20 protein-coding genes are annotated in these 18,622 nt (G+C 65.0%); 10 read left to right on the top strand and 10 right to left on the bottom strand.

Features of this window, described 5'->3' with window-relative positions; translation table 11 throughout:
• Positions 1-47 precede the first annotated feature (47 nt).
• From truA to accD, 5 genes are read left to right on the top strand one after another with little or no spacing between them, the layout of a single operon-like run.
• Entirely contained in the window at positions 48-899 is an 852-nt protein-coding gene (gene truA / locus ACSVDO_RS04940; RefSeq protein ID WP_489595176.1) for a tRNA pseudouridine(38-40) synthase TruA, read from the top strand.
• Complete coding sequence (locus ACSVDO_RS04935) at positions 896-1,615, top strand: phosphoribosylanthranilate isomerase (RefSeq protein ID WP_332536774.1); 720 nt, start codon at positions 896-898, stop codon at positions 1,613-1,615. Before truA ends, ACSVDO_RS04935 begins: the two co-directional genes overlap by 4 nt.
• Positions 1,615-2,868 (top strand): tryptophan synthase subunit beta, encoded by a 1,254-nt coding sequence (gene trpB, locus ACSVDO_RS04930; protein WP_332536773.1) that lies wholly within the window; start codon positions 1,615-1,617, stop codon positions 2,866-2,868. The genes ACSVDO_RS04935 and trpB overlap by 1 nt, the downstream gene beginning before the upstream one ends.
• Positions 2,865-3,674, top strand: a complete 810-nt coding sequence (gene trpA, locus ACSVDO_RS04925) for a tryptophan synthase subunit alpha (RefSeq protein WP_332536771.1) — start codon at positions 2,865-2,867, stop codon at positions 3,672-3,674. The genes trpB and trpA overlap by 4 nt, the downstream gene beginning before the upstream one ends.
• Before the next feature lie 53 nt (positions 3,675-3,727).
• Positions 3,728-4,600, top strand: coding sequence for an acetyl-CoA carboxylase, carboxyltransferase subunit beta (gene accD, locus ACSVDO_RS04920; protein ID WP_332536769.1), 873 nt, complete (start codon positions 3,728-3,730; stop codon positions 4,598-4,600).
• A 478-nt stretch (positions 4,601-5,078) separates the two neighbouring features.
• Here the strand turns inward: accD and ACSVDO_RS04915 are convergent, their stop codons facing one another.
• The gene (locus tag ACSVDO_RS04915; protein ID WP_489595174.1) at positions 5,079-5,630 is read right to left on the bottom strand and encodes a YggT family protein; all 552 of its coding nucleotides are present in this window, start codon (positions 5,628-5,630) and stop codon (positions 5,079-5,081) included.
• A gap of 90 nt (positions 5,631-5,720) precedes the next feature.
• On the opposite strand from ACSVDO_RS04915, the gene ACSVDO_RS04910 reads away from it, so the two are divergent.
• From ACSVDO_RS04910 to ACSVDO_RS04890, 5 genes are all read left to right on the top strand, one after another.
• Positions 5,721-6,356: an LON peptidase substrate-binding domain-containing protein gene (locus ACSVDO_RS04910; RefSeq protein WP_489595172.1), complete on the top strand. Its 636-nt coding sequence runs from the start codon at positions 5,721-5,723 to the stop codon at positions 6,354-6,356.
• 141 nt (positions 6,357-6,497) lie between these two features.
• A complete protein-coding gene (gene lysS / locus ACSVDO_RS04905; RefSeq protein WP_489595170.1) occupies positions 6,498-8,057 on the top strand; it encodes a lysine--tRNA ligase in 1,560 nt (519 codons plus the stop codon).
• Between the two features lie 201 nt (positions 8,058-8,258).
• Positions 8,259-9,284 (top strand): GGDEF domain-containing response regulator, encoded by a 1,026-nt coding sequence (locus ACSVDO_RS04900; protein ID WP_332536788.1) that lies wholly within the window; start codon positions 8,259-8,261, stop codon positions 9,282-9,284.
• Between the two features lie 132 nt (positions 9,285-9,416).
• Positions 9,417-10,055 carry a mechanosensitive ion channel family protein gene (locus ACSVDO_RS04895; protein ID WP_332536762.1) on the top strand — a complete coding sequence of 213 codons (639 nt, stop codon included), beginning with the start codon at positions 9,417-9,419 and terminating at the stop codon, positions 10,053-10,055.
• Positions 10,056-10,162: 107 nt separating this feature from the next.
• The gene (locus tag ACSVDO_RS04890; RefSeq protein WP_332536761.1) at positions 10,163-10,579 is read left to right on the top strand and encodes a type III secretion system chaperone; all 417 of its coding nucleotides are present in this window, start codon (positions 10,163-10,165) and stop codon (positions 10,577-10,579) included.
• 32 nt (positions 10,580-10,611) lie between these two features.
• On the opposite strand, the gene nagZ is transcribed toward ACSVDO_RS04890, so the two are convergent.
• The 9 genes from nagZ to lepA all read right to left on the bottom strand — a co-directional run bounded on the left by nagZ (position 10,612) and on the right by lepA (position 18,619).
• A complete protein-coding gene (nagZ, locus tag ACSVDO_RS04885; protein WP_332536760.1) occupies positions 10,612-11,703 on the bottom strand; it encodes a beta-N-acetylhexosaminidase in 1,092 nt (363 codons plus the stop codon).
• Positions 11,704-11,765: 62 nt separating this feature from the next.
• Entirely contained in the window at positions 11,766-12,164 is a 399-nt protein-coding gene (acpS, locus tag ACSVDO_RS04880; RefSeq protein WP_332549798.1) for a holo-ACP synthase, read from the bottom strand.
• A 4-nt stretch (positions 12,165-12,168) separates the two neighbouring features.
• Positions 12,169-12,951, bottom strand: coding sequence for a pyridoxine 5'-phosphate synthase (locus ACSVDO_RS04875; protein ID WP_489595167.1), 783 nt, complete (start codon positions 12,949-12,951; stop codon positions 12,169-12,171).
• Positions 12,948-13,718 carry a DNA repair protein RecO gene (gene recO, locus ACSVDO_RS04870; RefSeq protein ID WP_489595165.1) on the bottom strand — a complete coding sequence of 257 codons (771 nt, stop codon included), beginning with the start codon at positions 13,716-13,718 and terminating at the stop codon, positions 12,948-12,950. Before recO ends, ACSVDO_RS04875 begins: the two co-directional genes overlap by 4 nt.
• A 12-nt stretch (positions 13,719-13,730) precedes the next feature.
• On the bottom strand, positions 13,731-14,732 hold the full coding sequence (gene era, locus ACSVDO_RS04865; protein ID WP_332536756.1) for a GTPase Era: 1,002 nt from the start codon (positions 14,730-14,732) through the stop codon (positions 13,731-13,733).
• Positions 14,725-15,411 carry a ribonuclease III gene (gene rnc / locus ACSVDO_RS04860; protein ID WP_119558760.1) on the bottom strand — a complete coding sequence of 229 codons (687 nt, stop codon included), beginning with the start codon at positions 15,409-15,411 and terminating at the stop codon, positions 14,725-14,727. The genes era and rnc overlap by 8 nt, the downstream gene beginning before the upstream one ends.
• Positions 15,412-15,771 carry a DUF4845 domain-containing protein gene (locus ACSVDO_RS04855; protein WP_332536753.1) on the bottom strand — a complete coding sequence of 120 codons (360 nt, stop codon included), beginning with the start codon at positions 15,769-15,771 and terminating at the stop codon, positions 15,412-15,414.
• A 62-nt stretch (positions 15,772-15,833) separates the two neighbouring features.
• A complete protein-coding gene (gene lepB, locus ACSVDO_RS04850) occupies positions 15,834-16,811 on the bottom strand; it encodes a signal peptidase I (RefSeq protein WP_332549800.1) in 978 nt (325 codons plus the stop codon).
• On the bottom strand, positions 16,811-18,619 hold the full coding sequence (lepA, locus tag ACSVDO_RS04845) for a translation elongation factor 4 (RefSeq protein ID WP_489595163.1): 1,809 nt from the start codon (positions 18,617-18,619) through the stop codon (positions 16,811-16,813). Before lepA ends, lepB begins: the two co-directional genes overlap by 1 nt.
• Between the last annotated feature and the right edge of the window lie 3 nt (positions 18,620-18,622).

Here is an 18,622-nt window from a genome sequence, read left to right as displayed (position 1 = left end):
TTTCTGCAGATCAACGCGGCGCCTGGCGCCCGCGGCAAGGACTTGCCATGCGCATAGCCCTGGGAGTGAGTTACAACGGCCAGCGCTACAACGGCTGGCAGAGCCAGACCTCGGGCAACACGGTGCAGGACCACCTCGAAGCGGCGCTGGGCCGCTTTGCCACCCAGGCCGTGCCCACGGTCTGCGCCGGCCGCACCGATGCGGGCGTGCACGGCATCATGCAGGTCGCGCATTTCGACACCGACCTTTCGCGCACGCCCTATTCGTGGGTGCGCGGCACCAACACCTTCCTGCCCGCCGACATCGCCGTGCAATGGGCCCAGCCCGTGGGCGACGACTTCCACGCGCGCTTTTGCGCCACGCGCCGGCGCTACGCCTATGTGCTGCTGCAGTCGCCGGTGCGCCCCAGCGTCGAGGCCGGCCGCGTGGGCTGGGTGTTCCATGAACTCGATGGCGCGGCCATGCAGGCCGCGGCCCGCCAGCTGCTGGGCGAGCATGACTTCTCGTCTTTCCGGGCGTCGGCCTGCCAGGCCAAGAGCCCCATCAAGACCTTGCACCGGCTCGACATCTCGCGCCGCACCGCACCCGCGGGCGATGCGCTCAGCCGACTGCATGGCCTGGGCCGTCCCGGTGATCCGCCGATGGAAACCTGCTACTGGCATTTCGAGTTCGAAGGCAGCGCCTTCCTGCACCACATGGTGCGCAACATCATGGGTTGCCTGATCGCCATCGGCCAGGGCAAACAGCCCGTGGACTGGATGCAGACCGTGCTCGCGGCGCGTTCGCGCGATGCCGCGGCCCCCACCTTCTCGCCCGACGGGCTTTACTTCCTCGGTCCGGTCTACGATCCGGCCTGGGGCCTGCCGACGCGCGCCGCGGCATTCGATTGGCTGCCATGAATACGACCATCGCTACAGCGCTGCGCACGCGCATCAAGATCTGCGGCCTCACGCGTGAAGAAGATGTGGACCAGGCCGTGGCCGCGGGCGCCGACGCGATCGGCTTCGTGCTCTACGCGCCCAGCCCGCGTGCGGTGAGCATCGCGCGCGCCGCCGAACTCGCGCGCCGCCTGCCGCCGTTCGTCACGCCCGTGCTGCTGTTCGTCAACGAGACCGCGGCACGCGTGCAGCAGGCCTGCGCGGAAATTCCCGGCGCCTGCCTGCAATTCCATGGCGACGAGACGCCCGCGCAATGCCTCGAAGCCAGCGGCGGCCAGCGGCCTTTCCTGCGCGCAGCAAGGATTCCCCTTGGTGACGCCGCAGCCGGCTTCGACCTCGTAGAATATGCTCAGCGTTACTCTCATGCCCAAGCCATATTGCTCGATGCCCACGTGGACGGATATGGCGGCGGCGGCAAGGCATTCAATTGGTCACTCCTTCCTCCAAGCGTAGCCTCTCACCTCGTTTTGTCTGGTGGACTCACGCCTGCAAACGTGACCGATGGCATTCGGCAGGTGCGCCCGCGTTGCAAGACGCTTGCCGTTGATATCAGCTCTGGCGTAGAAGCCACGGGCCCCGACGGCCAACCTCTCAAAGGCGTCAAGGACGCCGACAAGATCCACCGCTTCGTTGCCGCTGTGCGTGCGGCCGATGCCCAACCACGGCAGAATTTGTAATGTTTGAATACCAGCACCCCGACGCATCCGGGCATTTCGGTCGCTATGGCGGCAGCTTTGCCAGTGAAACCCTGACCCATGCGCTGATCGAACTGCGCGACGCTTACGCGCGCTACCAGCACGATCCCGCATTCGTCGCCGAGTTCGAGTCCGAGCTCAACCACTATGTGGGCCGTCCCTCGCCCGTCTACCACGCGGATCGCATGAGCCGCGAAATGGGCGGCGCGCAGATCTACCTGAAGCGCGAAGACCTGAACCACACCGGCGCGCACAAGATCAACAACGTGATCGGCCAGGCGATGCTCGCCAAGCGCATGGGCAAGAATCGCATCATCGCCGAGACCGGCGCGGGCCAGCACGGCGTGGCCACGGCCACCATCTGCGCGCGCTACGGCCTCGAGTGCATCATCTACATGGGCGCCGAGGACATCCGCCGCCAGAGCCCCAACGTCTACCGCATGAAGCTGCTGGGCGCGACCGTCGTGCCCGTGGAATCGGGCAGCAAGACGCTCAAGGACGCGCTCAACGAAGCCATGCGCGACTGGGTCGCCAACGTCGACAGCACGTTCTACATCATCGGCACGGCAGCGGGCCCCCACCCCTACCCCATGATGGTGCGCGATTTCCAGAGCGTGATCGGCACCGAGTGCCTGACGCAGATGCCCGAGTTCCTGAACGGCGGCCAGCCCGACGCGGTCGTGGCCTGCGTGGGCGGCGGCAGCAATGCGATCGGCATCTTCCATCCCTACATTCCGTTCGAGGCCACGCGCCTGATCGGCGTCGAAGCCGCGGGCGAAGGCCTGGATTCGGGCAAGCATTCGGCGTCGCTGCAGCGCGGCAGCGCGGGCGTGCTGCACGGCAACCGCACTTTCATCCTGCAGAACGATGACGGCCAGATCATAGAGACGCACAGCATCAGCGCCGGCCTCGACTATCCGGGCGTGGGCCCCGAGCATGCCTGGCTGCAGGAAATCGGTCGCGCCGAATATGTGGGCATCACCGACACCGAAGCGCTCGAGGCCTTCCACTACCTGTGCCGCGCCGAAGGCATCATTCCCGCGCTCGAGTCCAGCCATGCCGTCGCCTATGCGATGAAGCTGGCCAAGCAGATGCGCCCCGACCAGTCCATCCTGGTCAATCTTTCGGGCCGCGGCGACAAGGACATAGGCACCGTTGCCGACCTGTCGGGCGCAGATTTCTATGACCGCCCTTCGATGCGCGGTCTGACTGTCAAGGGAGGGCCTGCCGCATGAGCCGCATCGCCACCACATTTGAAAAACTCCAGGCCGAAGGCCGCACAGCCCTGATCCCCTATGTCACGGCCGGCTTCCCGTTTGCCGCGATCACGCCCGCGCTGATGCACGGCATGGTCGAAGCGGGCTCCGATGTGATCGAGCTGGGCATTCCGTTCTCCGACCCCATGGCCGACGGCCCGACCATCCAGAAGGCCGGCGACAAGGCGCTGGCGCTGGGCGTGGGTCTGGTCCAGGTGCTGGCCTATGTGCGCGAATTCCGCCAGAAGAACGACAGCACTCCAGTGGTGCTGATGGGCTACGCGAACCCGGTCGAACGCTATGACCAGGTCCACGGCGAAGGTGCTTTCGTCAACGACGCCGCCAGCGCCGGCGTCGACGGCATGCTGATCGTCGACTACCCGCCCGAGGAATGCGAGGCTTTTGCGGCCGCGCTGCGCGCGCGCGACATGGACCTGATCTTCCTGCTCGCGCCGACCAGCACCGACGAGCGCATCCAACAGGTCGCGCGCGTGGCCAGCGGCTATGTCTACTATGTCTCGCTCAAGGGCGTGACCGGCTCGTCGGCGCTGGACCCGGCGGCCGTCGAGGCGATGCTGCCGCGCATTCGCAAGCATGTGAGCATTCCCGTGGGCGTGGGCTTTGGCATACGCGATGCCCAGACCGCCCAGGCGATAGGCGAGTTTTCCGATGCGGTGGTCATCGGCAGCCGCATCATTGAAATGCTCAACGACCAGCCGCATGAAAAAGTCGTCCCGCTGACCATTGACTTCCTGCGCGGCGTGCGCAAGGCTCTGGACGCATAATGCACCCCCGCACCGCGCCCTTTGGGGGCGCGGTGCGCAAAGAGGAAATACTTATGTCTTGGCTTGAAAAACTGCTGCCTGCCAAAATCCAGCATACCGACCCGACGGAACGCCACCAGATCCCTGAAGGTCTGTGGATCAAGTGCCCATCGTGCGAGACCGTGCTGTATCAGGCCGACCTGGAAAAGAACCAGAACGTCTGCCCGACCTGCGGCCACCACCACCGCATCGGCGCGCGCGCGCGCCTGAACCATTTCCTCGACGCTGAAGGGCGTTATGAAATCGGCCAGGAAGTCGTGCCCGTCGACCCGCTGAAGTTCAAGGACAGCCGCAAGTACCCCGAACGCCTCAAGGAAGCGCTGGAGAACACCGGCGAGACCGATGCGCTGATCGTCATGGGCGGCGCCGTGAAAAGCGTCAACGTGGTCGTGGCCTGCTTTGAATTCGACTTCATGGGCGGCTCCATGGGCTCGGTGGTCGGCGAGCGCTTCGTGCGCGGCGTCGAGACCGCGATCGAGCAGAAGGTGCCGTTCATCTGCTTCACCGCCACCGGCGGCGCGCGCATGCAGGAAGGCCTGCTGAGCCTGATGCAGATGGCCAAGACCAATGCCGCGCTCACGCGCCTGGCCAAGAAGGGCCTGCCCTACATCAGCGTGCTGACCGACCCGACCATGGGCGGCGTGTCGGCCGGCTTTGCGTTTGTCGGCGACATCGTGATTGCCGAGCCCAAGGCGCTGATCGGCTTTGCCGGCCCGCGCGTGATCGAGACCACGGTGCGCGTCAAGCTGCCGCCAGGTTTCCAGCGCGCCGAGTTCCTGCAGGAAAAGGGCGCGGTCGACATGATCGTCGAGCGTCGCCAGCTGCGCGACACCATCGCCAACAGCCTGGCGATGCTGCAGCGTTTGCCGGCTGACGCAGTAGCTTAAAAGCACCCCCTGAGCGCCTTCGGCGCTTCCCCCTCTCATCCTTCGGTGGAGGGGGGCGCCCGGCCAGGGACGACACCATCGCTGCGGGGCGGCCCTTGCTCGGTGTCCCCCTGCTGCGCCGTGCCAGTTTCAGAGGCTGCACAGCTTCGTCACAGCGCGTGCCAACCTCCCCGCCCTTCTGGCTGCGCCTGCCGCGCGCAGGGCCCGGGCTGAGCCGGAGTGCCGAAGGACACGGAGGCCACGTAAACTGACTCACCGCGGTTGTCCGAGCGGAGCGCCGCAGGCGCGTAGCGAGTTCCGCGGTGCAGCCCGGGACCGAGCACGGCAGGTTGCCCGGAGCGCAGCGGAGGGTCGCAGACAGCAGGGCCGCATTCTTTTGCTTACTTTTCTTGTGCGAGCAAGAAAAGTGAGTCGGCTGCCGGGCCGAGACCCGGCTCCTGCCCTCTGCAGAGGCATGTTGTAACCACGCCCACAAGGGTTACATCAGCACGCCAGCTTGAACATAGCCCAGCACCATCAATGCAATCTGCAGCAACACCAGCAGCACCAGCGGCGACAGATCGATGCCGCCGATCAGCGGCATCACCTTGCGCACCGGGCGCAGCAGCGGCTCGGCCAGGCGCTCCATGACCATGGCAATGGGCGAACGCGTCTGCACCCAGGAAAGAATGGTGTAGATCAGCACGATGCCCACGCAGCCCGAAAGCGCCACGCGCAGCACGCCGCACAGCGCGAGCCAGGGCAGCCACAGGGCTTGCCCGCCGCCCGCGCCCATCATGAGCCACAGCAGCACGTACTGCAGCATCTGCAGCAGGTAGGCGGCGATTGCGCTGGATGCGTCCCAGCGGCCGGACGCGGGCACGATCTTGCGCAGCGGCAGGATGATCCAGTCGGTCAGCGCGAACACCAGCCGGCCCACGGGATTGGAGAAGGGGATGCGCTGGGCCTGCATGTACAGGCGCAGCAGGCACAGGCCCGTGAGCAGGCCGACGACGACGTCCAGCAAGAAGGTGATGATTTGAAAAAACATGTAGGAATTGAATGGGCTAAGACAGTCGCTTGAGCCTGCAAGACAGCGACGGGTTCAGCATGGGATGATAGTGGGCCAGCGCGTATCATCATGACATTACCCTTGACCCTCACTTCCCTGCCGCTGTTCCCCCTGGGCAGCGTGCTGTTCCCCGGCGGGCGGCTGCCGTTGCGCGTGTTCGAAGTGCGCTACCTGGACATGGTGCGCAAATGCGCGCGCGCCGGCGCGCCGTTTGGCGTGGTGGCGCTCAGCGATGGCCATGAAGTGCGCCATGCGGGCGCGCCGCCGGAGCAGTTCCACGCCGTGGGAACGCTGGCCACGATTGCCCAACTGCAGTTTCCACAGGCCGGGTTGATGCATGTGCTGTGCCAGGGCACGCAGCGCTTTCGCATACGCGAGCGCCGCTGCCTGCCGCATGGCCTGTGGGTCGCCGATGTAGAGATGATCGATGCCGACCTGGCCGTGCCCGTGCCCGAAGACCTGCAGGCCGCGGCCCAGGCGCTGGACAAGCTGCTGCACACGCTGCGCAGCCAGCATGCCGATGATCCCGGCCTGGCCCTGCCCGATGTCCTGCATCTGAACGACTGCGGCTGGGTCGCCAACCGCTGGTGCGAGCTGCTGCCCCTGCCCACGACACTGCGCCAGCAACTGATGGAGCTTGAAAATCCGCTGGTCCGGCTCGAACTGGTGGCCGATGTGCTCGAACGCACGGGCATAGGTTTTTGAGCCCGCACGCGCACGGTTGCGGGCTCGAACCCAAATGGCCCCACGGCCATTGCACATGGGTTCGCCCCAAGCCGGCTAAAAAAACTAAAATCAAGGGTTTTGGCCCCGTTCCACCAGCGCTTGCCCGCTGGCGCTCTTTTCATGTCTGACAACAACACCACTTCCGCGGCCGATACCGCCGCCCCGCAGGACGAAAACCAACTGATCGCCGAGCGCCGCGAAAAACTCAAAAGCCTGCGCGAAGCCCAGGCCCAGGGCGGTGGTGTGGCTTTCCCCAACGACTTCCAGCCCACGCACCATGTGGCCGACATCCAGGCGGCGCATGCCGAGCAGGATGCCGAAGCCCTCGAAGCCGCTGCGGTCAGCGTGAGCGTGGGCGGCCGCATGATGCTCAAGCGCGTCATGGGCAAGGCCAGCTTCGCCACGGTGCAGGACGGCTCGCTGGGCGCGACCGGCGGCCGCATCCAGCTGTACATCACGCGCGACGCGATCGGCGAGGAGCTGTATGCGCAGTTCAAGCGCTGGGACCTGGGCGACATCATCGGTGCCAACGGCACGTTGATGAAGACCAAGACCGGCGAGCTGTCGATCAAGGTCACGGCGCTGCGCCTGCTCACAAAGAGCCTGCGCCCCATGCCCGACAAGTTCCACGGCATGGCTGACCAGGAACAGAAGTACCGCCAGCGCTATGTCGACCTGATGATGGACGAAGCCGCACGCCGCCGCTTCACCGCGCGCTCCAAGGCGATCAGCGGTGTGCGCGAGTTCATGGTCGAGCACAACTTCCTCGAAGTCGAGACGCCCATGCTGCACCCCATTCCGGGCGGCGCCAACGCCAAGCCGTTCGTCACGCACCACAATGCGCTCGACCAGGAAATGTATCTGCGCATCGCGCCCGAGCTCTACCTCAAGCGACTGATCGTCGGCGGCTTCGAGCGCGTGTTCGAAATCAACCGCAGCTTCCGCAACGAAGGCATTTCGGTGCGGCACAACCCCGAATTCACGATGATGGAGTTCTATGCCGCGTTCTGGAACTACCGCGACCTGATGGACTTCACCGAGAAGCTGATCCGCGACACCGCGCAGAAGGCCGTCGGCAGCCTGCAGCTGACCTATGGCGGCAAGCCCGTCGACCTGGCCCAGCCGTTCGAGCGCCTGACCATTCGCGAAGCCATCCTCAAGTACACCGAAGCCGGCGACAACGTCGACCAGCGCGACTGGCTGATTCCCGCGCTGCGCAAGCTGGGCCTGACCGAAGAGAAGAACAAGCTGGCCGGCCGCACGCTCGCGAGCCTGCAGGTGCTGTACTTCGAGGAACTGGTCGAGGAAAAGCTCTGGAACCCGACGTTCATCATGGAACACCCGACCGAAATCTCGCCGCTGGCGCGCGCCAACGACGAGCGCCCCGAAGTGACCGAGCGCTTCGAGCTCTACATCACGGGCCGCGAGTTCGGCAACGGCTTCAGCGAACTGAACGACGCCGAAGACCAGGCCGCGCGCTTCAACGCCCAGGTCGATGCCAAGGACAGCGGCGATGACGAAGCCATGTTCTTCGACCACGACTTCGTGCGCGCGCTCGAATACGGCATGCCTCCCACGGGCGGCTGCGGCGTGGGCCTGGACCGCCTGATGATGTTGCTCACGGACAGCGCCAGCATCCGCGACGTGATCCTGTTCCCAGCGTTGCGCCGAGAACACTGAGGCACTGTTGTCGGTTAACTTGTGACGGCGTTGCGGCGCCCGTTTACACTTGTATCGTCTTCCCGCCATTTTGCAGGCAGGCATACTCAGGCTGGCGGGCCATTGCATGCAATGGTCAGGCCGGTTCGCAAGGACACAAACCCTGCGAACCGGCACCAGTCACAGGAAACCGATGTGATACCGACACAGCCTCCTCCAGCCATCGAGCCCCACGCAGCCCGTTTCACCGCGCACTCCACGGACACCGCACCATTTTCGGTTCTGGTCGTGGAGGATCAGGCGTCCATGCGCGCCTCGCTGGTGCATGAACTGCAGCACGCGGGCGTGACCGAAGTGATGGAAGCTGCCGACGGCCAGATCGCGCTGCAGCTGTTCAAGCTGCGCCGTCCCGACCTGGTGCTGCTCGACATCCGGCTGCCCGGCCTCGACGGCTATGGCGTGGCCCACCAGATGCGCGAATCCGAGGCCGGCGACTGGACTCCGATCATTTTCCTTTCGGGCTTGGACACCGACCTCGACGTCTGGCGCGGCATCGAGTCCGGCGGCGACGACTACCTCGTCAAACCGGTCAAGCCCATCGTGCTGGTCGCCAAGCTGCGTGCCATGCGCCGCCTGCTCGACATGCGCCGCCGGCTGATTTCCATGTCGGCCGAGCTGCATCTGGCCAACCAGCGGCTCAACGAGATGGTCGAGATGGATGCGCTGACCGGGCTGGTCAACCGCCGCGGCTTCGACCGCATCCTGCACGCGGAAATCATTTCGGCGCAGCGCGACAACAAGCCGCTGACGCTGATGCTTTGCGATCTCGACCACTTCAAGCGCTACAACGACAGCTGCGGCCATGTCAAAGGCGACGAGTGCCTGCGCGCCGTCGGCAAGCTGCTGCGCGATGTCTGCATGCGCCCGCGCGACGTCGCCTCGCGCTATGGCGGCGAGGAGTTCGCGATGATATTGCCCAACACGCCGCGCTCGGGCGCGATGACGTTCGCGCGCGCGCTGGGCAAGATGCTGCGTGTGCGCGCCATCCACCACCCCGACTCCCCGCTGGGCGAGGTGCTCACGCTTTCGGGCGGCATCACCACCTGCATTCCCGACGAGAGCACCAACGCCGAAAGCATGGTGATGCGCGCCGACCAGGCGCTGTACGCGGCCAAGGCACAGGGGCGCGACCGCTTCTTCAGCTTCGAGATGCAGATGGACACCATCGAACAAAGAAGCACTCCCTGAACCGCACAGAGTGCGTGAAGCGGCGCTGCCGTTGACCCTGAGACTGCCGAAGGGTGCATGAACAGTCACGCATGAGGCGATAGCTGATAGGCTTGGGGCCACCTTTTCTGTTTGCTGACCCCCATTGGAGCTATGCGTCGTCTTTCAATTCACCTGCCCAGCTGGCTGCAGGACTGGCTGGAAATACTCATTCCGGCCTCGCAGATCCTGCTGATCCTGTTTGCCGCCTGGCTGATCAACCTGTTCTTCAAGCGCGTCATCTATCGCGCCGGAGCCCACTATGCGCTGCCGCGCGAGTTGCTGGTGCCGCTGCGCGGCGTGATCCGCTGGCTGATCATTGCCGCGACCGTGCTGCTGATACTCGAACGCCTGGGCGTTTCCGCGACCGTGCTGTGGACGGCCTTCACGGGCTTTGCGACCGTGGGCGCGGTCGCGTTCTTTGCGGCCTGGAGCGTGCTGTCCAACCTGTTTTGCGCGCTGCTGATCGTCACCGTGGGCCCTTACCGGCTGGGCGACTACATTGAACTGCTCGACACCGCGGAAAAGCCCGGCGCCAAGGGCCGCGTGGTAGACATCAACATGCTCTACACCACGCTGGAAGATGCATCCGCCGCCCACCGCGAAGGCGCGCTGCTGCAGATTCCCAATTCGCTGATCTTCCAGCGCGTGGTGCGCCGCTGGAAAGGCGGAATCCATGCCCACATTCCCGAAGATGCGCCGCCGTCGCCCGAAGAAGAAGCCGCCGCCCTGGCACTGACCACGCGCTCCTGAAATTCCGACCGGGCAAGGGAACTCGCGGGGACCGATGGTTACTCACCACGGTCCATATTTCCCATCAGGAAACGCCCATGCCCGAGTCCTACCAGAATCTTTTGACGATGCTTGCGCAAGAAATAGGGCTGGAGGCCATGTCGCTGATTGCCACCGAGGAAATCATCATCGATGACCTGGCGATAGGTCTGCAGCTTCAGGGCGAAGGCGAGCGCGCGGAAGTGGTGCTGTGCAGCCTGCTGGCGGCGCCGGGCCAAGACCGCTGGGACGAGGTCGCGCGCGCGCTGATGCAGGCCAACCACCTCTGGACCGAAATCTCCGGCGCCACCCTGGGCATGCTGCCCGAGGACGATACCGTGAGCCTCAATGTGCGCCGCCCGCTGCACACGCTCGATGCCGAAAAGCTGGCCGTGCTGCTCGCCAAGACGGCCGACCTGGGCCTGGCCTGGCAGGACTTCATCGTGTCGGGTCAGGCCACGCCCGGCGTGCCCGCATTCTTCGAAATGGCGTCCTCCCGCGCATGAGCCGCCATGGCAGCGTCGCCTGACACCGCATTTCAGGGCAGACGGTCGAGCGCGTTGCGGTAGGCCGGCTGCAGCATCAGTTCGTCCCAGTTCTGCGGCAGCGTTTCGGGCAGCAGCGCCAGGCGGCGTGACTCGCTGTCGGGGCTGGGCGTCCAGCGGCCCTGGTCGCGCGCGGCCTGCATGCCATCGAGCCACTCATCCACGGCAGCGCCGTCGCCCAGGCTCTGGTTGCACAGCAGCGCCATGTCGCAGCCCGCGTTGAGGGCTTCGATCGCGGCGGCGGTGAAGTCCAGGGTCCGGCCATCGAGCCGGCGCGCGGCTTCCATGCTCAGGTCGTCGCTGAAGATCGCGCCGTCGAAGCGCAGCCGCCCGCGCAATATGTCCTGCAGCCATTTGGCCGAGAAGCCCGCAGGCCGCTTGTCGACCTTGGAATAGATCACATGCGCGGGCATGACGCTGGTCAGCACCGAAGCCAGCCACGGATAGGGCGCGGCGTCGTCGGCCAAAATGGCCTGCAGACCGCGGCTGTCGACCGGAATGTCGGTGTGCGAATCGGCCTTGACGAAACCATGGCCGGGAAAATGCTTGCCGCAATTGGCCATGCCGGCCTGCAGCAGGCCGTGCATCAGGCTCTTGGCCAGCGCCGCGACCACGCGCGCATCCGAATGGAAGGCGCGGTCGCCGATCACGCCGCTCTCGCCCCAGTCGAGGTCCAGCACGGGCGTGAACGAGAAATCGACGCCGCAGGCGCGCAGCTCGCTGCCCAGCACATAGCCCGCGGCCGTGGCCGCGTCCATGGCATGGAGCGCGCCGCTGCCTGCGCGCTGCTTCGCGCCCTTCCCGTCGTCCATCCACATGCTGCCGAAGGCGCGCATGGGCGGCAGGTGCGTGAAGCCGTCGCTGCGAAAGCGCTGCACGCGCCCGCCTTCATGGTCCACGCAGATCAGCAGGTCTGCGCGCACCGCCTTGATGTCGGCCGTGAGCGCCAGCAGCTGGGCGCGGTCCTGCCAGTTGCGCGCGAACAGTATCATGCCCCCGACCAGCGGGTGCGCGAGGCGCGTACGGTCGGCAGGCGTGAGTTCGGTGCCCGCGATGTCGATGATGAGGGGAGCGTGCTCGGTCATGTCCGGCCTTCAAGAATCAATCAAGCCCCGGATGATGCCAGCACCGCTGGCGCAGGCGGCAACTATCCGGCTTTTTTCTCGACCACGCAGAAGCTTGCGGCGTAGTCGCTTTCATCGGTCACCGTGAGATGCACCTGCAGGCCGCGCGCCTCGAACCAGTCTTTCAACGCGCCATGCAGCACGATGCTGGGCTGGCCGCTGGGCAGGTTGACGATCTCGCAGTGGCGCCAGGTCATGGGCATGCGCATTCCCAGGCCTATGGCCTTGCTGAACGACTCCTTGGCCGAAAAGCGCGTGGCCATGTAGCGCACGCCGCGGTCCGGCCAGCGCGCACTGCGCGCGCGCCAGGTCGCGAGCTCGCCTTCGGCCAGCACCTTCTCGGCAAAGCGATCGCCCAGACGCTCCAGGCTCGCGCGTATGCGCCGCACATCGCAGATATCGGTGCCTATGCCGTAGATCATGGTGTCAGCCGTTCTTTTGCGCCATGCCGGCGTCAATGCATTGCTGGTACGCCTGGACCGCGCCCGCATAACCGCGCTCGAGCGCATCGCCAATCAAGGCATGGCCGATGGAGACTTCCTGCAGGCCAGGCACGCCAGCGACAAACACCGCGAGGTTGTCCAGGCTCAGGTCATGGCCCGCATTGACGCCCAGGCCCGCATCCAGCGCCGCCTGGGCCGCGGCGCGGTAGCTTTCAAGCTGCTGCGCCTGCTGCGGCGTGCCCCAGGCTGCGGCATAGGGCTCGGTGTAGAGCTCGACACGGTCCGCGCCCACGGCCTTGGCGGCCGCCATCTGCTCGGGGATGGGGTCCATGAACAGGCTCACGCGCACGCCCAGGGCCCGGCATTCGGCAATCAGCGGCGCCAGGCGCTCGGCGTCCTGGGGAAAGATCCAGCCGTGGTCGCTGGTGAACTGGTCTTCGCCATCGGGCACGAAGGTCGCCTGATGGGGCCGCTGGGCGCGGATGAAGTCCATCAGGTTGTGGAAGGGATTGCCTTCGATGTTGTATTCGGCCTGCGGCCACTGCTGCAGCAGGTCGTGCAGTTCCTGCACGTCGCTGGCGCGGATATGGCGCTCGTCGGGCCGCGGATGCACGGTGATGCCCTGGGCGCCGGCTTCAAGGCACAGCTGCGCGGCGCGCGTCACGCTGGGAATGCCCAGGTGGCGTGTATTGCGCACCAGCGCAACCTTGTTGACATTGACCGACAGCGCGGTGCGCGTCGTTGGAGAGGTGGCGGAAGTGGTCATAGGTTTTGCAGATCCATCATCAGCTGGCGGGTGCGCAGCAAAGGGCTGCCGCAATGGTATTGCAGCAGCGCGCGCAGTTGGGATTTGAGGGCCAGCGCCACGGGCGCGGCGGCGCGCAATGTGGCGGTATAGGCCTGGGGCGAATGGCCCGTGCCCAGGGCCTGCTCCAGCGCCTGCCATTGCGCGCCCGTGAGCGCCGCGCGCTCGCCGGCCGCGGCCTGGCGCAGACCGCCTTCGGGCACCAGCATGTAGCGCTTGCCCACGGCCAGCGTCGACAGCGTCATGGTTTCCTCGGCCAGCCCGGGCAGCAGGCCCAGCTCGCGCAGCAGCACCAGCTCGAAGGCGCGCAGCACGGGCTCGAGCGCTTCTCCCTGGGTGCCGGCCAGCACGCGCACCACGCCGCTGTAGACGTCAAACAGCGCCGCATAGGGATCGTCGCGCGCCAGCAGGCGCAGCAGCAGTTCGTTGAGGTACATGCCCGACAGCAGGGCCTCGCCCATGGGCATCACATGGCCGCCGGCCCATTCCGCGCCCTTGAGCGTGTGGATCTCGGCATTGCCTTCGGCGCCCAGCGTATAGGTGACGCGCAGCGGCTGCAGCGGCAGCAGCACCGGACGGAAATTCGAAGTGGGCTTCTTCGCGCCCCGGGCCGCGAGCGCGACCCGGCCCCGGTGGCGTGTGAACACCTCCAGGATCAGGCTGGATTCGCTCCAGTCATAGCTGTGGAGCACGAACGCGGGTTCGTCGGAGACGCGCTTGGCGGCCATGCTGGCCTGGAATCACTCGTAGCCGAAGGAGCGCACGCGCGCTTCGTCGTCGGCCCAGCCCGAACGCACCTTGACCCAGACTTCGAGGAACACCTTGGCGTCGAGCAGGCGCTCGAGTTCCTGGCGCGCTTCGGTGCTGATGCGCTTGAGGCGCTCGCCCTTGTCGCCGATCACCATCGCCTTGTGGCCTTCGCGCTCGACCACGATGGTCACGGCGGTGCGCACGAAGCGCTTGTGCTCCTTGCTCTTTTCCTCGGTCATCTTGTCCAGCACCACGGTGGAGGTGTAGGGCAATTCATCGCCGGTGAAGCGGAACAGCTTCTCGCGCACGGTTTCCGTGACCAGGAACTTCTCGCTGCGGTCCGTGAGTTCGTCGGGGCCGTAGAACCAGGCCTGCTCGGGCAGGTACTTCTCGCAGATGCCGAACAGCCGCTGGATGTCGTCGCGCTTCTTCGCGGACATGGGCACGAATTCGGTGAACGGGTGGCGCTCCTGCATGCTCTTGAGCCAGGGCGCGAGGTCGGCGCGGCGGTGCACCTGGTCGAGCTTGTTGGCCAGCAGCAGCGTGGGGATGCCGGGCTTGAACAGGCTCAGCACCTTGGCGTCGGCCAGCGTGAAGTTGCCGGCTTCGACGACGAACAGGATCAGGTCGACGTCGCTGATCGCGCCCATGACGGTCTTGTTCAGCGACTTGTTGAGCGCGGTCGAATGCTGGGTCTGGAAGCCCGGCGTGTCGACGAACACGAACTGCGTGGCTTCGCGCGTGGCGATGCCGGTGATGCGGTGGCGCGTGGTCTGGGCCTTGCGCGAAGTGATGCTGATCTTCTGGCCGACCAGGGCATTCATCAGCGTCGACTTGCCGACGTTGGGCTTGCCGACAATGGCGATCAGGCCGCAGCGCTGGCCTTCGACATGGACCGGGGCGCCGGCCGCGGCCAGCATGGCACCGATATCGTCCTGCGCAGGGTTCTCTTCGCCTGCGTCGCCGGCTACGTCGTGGGTAGCGTCATTCATGGTTTTTTGCTTTCAATGTGGTCAACATGGCCTCGGCCGCGGCCTGCTCGCCCGCGCGGCGGGATCCACCCATGCCACGCTCGACCAGGTCCATCTCGGCGATGGCGCATTCAATTTCAAACTGCTGGCGGTGCGCCGCGCCGGTGGTCGCCACCACACGGTACTGCGGCAGCTTCATCTTGCGGCCCTGCAGCCACTCCTGGAGTGCGGTCTTTGCGTCCTTGGCGGCGGCATCCATCTGCGGATTGATTTCCACCTTCTCGAACAGGTGGTGCACCAGCACTTCGGCCGGCGTGTAGCCCGCATCGAGGTAGACGGCGCCGATCACGGCTTCCACCGCATCGGCCAGGATGGACGGGCGCTGCTTGCCGCCCGACTTGAACTCGCCTTCGCCCAGCCGCAGCACGTCGGGCAGCTGCAGGCGCACGGCGATGCGGTGCAGTGTGTCCTGCTTGACGAGGTTGGCGCGCACGCGCGACAGGTCGCCTTCGGGCAGCGAGCGCAGGCGCTCGAACAGCAGGCTAGAAATCGCCAGGCTGAGCACCGAGTCGCCGAGAAACTCGAGGCGTTCGTTATGGTCCGCCGAAAAACTGCGGTGCGTCAGCGCACGCTGCAGCAAGGCAGAGTCTTTGAATGTGTACTGCAGGCGCTGCTGCAATGCGATAAGTCCGGGTTGCACCTAGGGAGTCTGCTTCTCAAAACGGTAAACGAGATAGGCGGGCCCGACGAGATGGATCTCGCGGGAATAGCTGAAGGCAACCTGCACCCGTTCGTTGTGCTTGGTCACCTCCAGGTCCTTGCCCTGAATGGAAGTAATGGTGTCGATCGTGGCGGCCCGATCGAAGATGGCGCGTACTTCCGGCACCGTTGCGCCCTCGCGGGCGGCCTTCTTCGCGGCCTTGATCACGGCCTGGTATTCGATGAAGATGGGAACGGATTGTCCTCCAATCGCGACCACCGAGACGGCGACCACCGCCAGAAACACCAGCCCCAGAAAGGACAGCCCACGCTGGCGCGTGCGGCGGGCGATGCTTTGCATTCTCATGTTCCCGTCTCCTCGTCGCGGGCCCCCTCGGCCCAGGCCAATATATGCGGCAGCGTTCAGTGGAAGCCACCGATGCGCTGAAGGTCACCGAAGTTCATCCAGACAAAGAATGCCTTGCCGACGATGTTCTCGTCAGGCACGAAACCCCAGTAACGCGAATCCAGCGAATTGTCGCGATTGTCGCCCATTACGAAGTAATGACCTTCAGGCACCTTGCAGCTCACGCCTTCGACGCTGTAGCGGCAGTTCTCGCGGAAGGCGAAATTGCTCGCGCCCTGAATGAAGGCCGGAACGTTGGCGTTGTTGAGCAGGCGGTGCGGCTTGTCGCCGATCTTTTCCTCGAACTGCTGGAAATAGCGCATTTCGTCCTTGTCGAAGAAGTCGGGCAGCTTGCTGGTTTCCACCGGCTGGCCGTTGATCGTCAGGCGCTTGTTCAGGTAAGCGACTTCGTCGCCCGGCACGCCGACCACGCGCTTGATGTAGTCGAGGTTGGGCTGGGGCGGATAGCGGAACACCATCACGTCGCCGCGCTCGGGGCTGCCGGCATCGATGATCTTCTTGTTGATCACGGGCAGGCGCACGCCATAGGTGAACTTGTTGACCAGGATCAGGTCACCGATCATCAGCGTGGGAATCATCGAGCCCGAAGGAATCTTGAACGGCTCGAACAGGAAGGAGCGCAGCACGAACACGATGGCGATCACCGGGAACAGGCCCGCGGTCCAGTCCAGCCACCAGGGCTGCATCAGCACGCGGCCACGGGCTTCGGGGCTGACTTCGAGATCGAGCTTGGCAATGCCCTTGCGGTCGAGCTCGGCGCGGCGCGCAATGACGGACTCTTCCAGCAAGGCCGCGGCCTTGCGCCGGCGCGGCCAGAAGTACAGGCGCTCGGCAATCCAGTAGACGCCGGTCACCACCGTGGCCAGGAACAGCAGCAGCGAGAAGTTGCCCTGCAGAATCCCCAGGTACCAGGCGCCTATGTATCCCAAGAAAGCAGCCAGCACGGCCGCCGTGATCCATTGCATTGCTCGCATCAATCCTCCACTTGCAAAATCGCCAGAAAGGCTTCCTGCGGCACTTCGACCGCGCCGATTTGCTTCATGCGCTTCTTGCCGGCCTTCTGCTTTTCAAGCAGCTTGCGCTTGCGGCTGATGTCGCCGCCGTAGCACTTGGCCAGCACGTTCTTGCGCAGCGCCTTGACGGTTTCGCGCGCGATGATGTTGGCACCGATGGCCGCCTGGATGGCGACATCGAACATCTGACGGCTGATGATTTCGCGCATCTTCGCGACCACGGCGCGGCCGCGGTAGGCCGATTGCGAGCGGTGCACGATGATGGACAGCGCGTCGACCTTCTCGCCGTTGAGCAGGATGTCGACCTTGACCACGTCGGACGCGCGGAACTCCTTGAACTCGTAGTCCATCGAGGCATAGCCGCGCGAGACGCTCTTGAGCTTGTCGAAGAAGTCGAGCACGATCTCGCCCAGCGGCATCTCATAGGTCAGCATGACCTGGCGGCCGTGGTAGGCCATGTTGAGCTGCACGCCGCGCTTCTGATTGGCCAGCGTCATCACCGGGCCCACATACTCCTGCGGCATGTACAGATGGACGGTCACTATGGGCTCGCGGATTTCCTCCATCCGGCCCTGGTCGGGCATCTTGGACGGGTTCTCGACCATGATCACTTCGCCATCGGCCTTGACCACTTCATACACCACGCTGGGCGCGGTGGTGATCAGGTCCTGGTCGAACTCGCGTTCGAGCCGCTCCTGCACGATTTCCATGTGCAGCAGACCCAGGAAGCCGCAGCGAAAGCCGAAGCCCAGCGCCTGCGAGACTTCGGCCTCGTACTGCAGCGACGCGTCGTTGAGCTGCAGCTTCTCGAGCGCATCGCGCAGCGAGTCGTACTCGCTGGCTTCGGTCGGGTACAGACCGGCAAACACCTGGGGCTGGATTTCCTTGAAGCCGGGCAGCGCCTGCGTGGCCGGGCCCAGGTTGTTGGGCAGCTTCTTTTCCAGCGTGATGGTGTCGCCGACCTTGGCGGCCTTCAATTCCTTGATGCCGCAGATCACATAGCCCACTTCGCCCGCGCGCAATGCATCGCGCGGCTCGTTGGCCGGCGTGAACACGCCCAGCGAGCCGGCTTCGAATACCGCGCCCGTGGCCATCAGCTTGATGCGCTCGTTCTTCTTGAGCTGGCCGTCGACCACGCGCACCAGCATCACGACGCCCACATAGGAGTCGAACCAGCTGTCGATGATCATCGCGCGCAGCGGCGCTTCGGGCTCGCCCTTGGGATGCGGAATCTTGGCGACGATGGCTTCGAGAATCTCGTCTATGCCCATGCCGCTCTTGGCCGAGCAGGGAATCGCGTCGGTCGCGTCGATGCCGATCACATCCTCGATCTCGGCCTTGGCATTGTCGGGATCGGCGTTGGGCAGATCCATCTTGTTGAGCACGGACACCACTTCCACGCCCAGATCGAGCGCGGTGTAGCAGTTGGCCACGGTCTGGGCTTCGACGCCCTGCGAGGCATCGACCACCAGCAGCGCGCCTTCGCAGGCCGACAGCGAACGGCTGACTTCATAAGAGAAGTCGACGTGGCCGGGCGTATCGATCAGGTTCAGGTTGTAGACCTGGCCGTCCTTGGCCTTGTACTGCAGCGCCGCCGTCTGGGCCTTGATGGTGATGCCGCGCTCTTTCTCGATGTCCATCGAGTCCAGCACCTGCGCTTCCATTTGGCGCTCGGCGAGACCGCCGCAGCGTTGGATCAGTCGGTCCGCAAGAGTCGACTTGCCATGGTCGATATGCGCAATGATGGAAAAATTTCTGATGTGCTTCATCAA

It is taken from the genome of Comamonas sp. DB36 (assembly GCF_057914905.1).
Note: the sequence above shows the minus strand (reverse complement) of the source record. Positions and strands in the feature narration are given on the sequence as shown.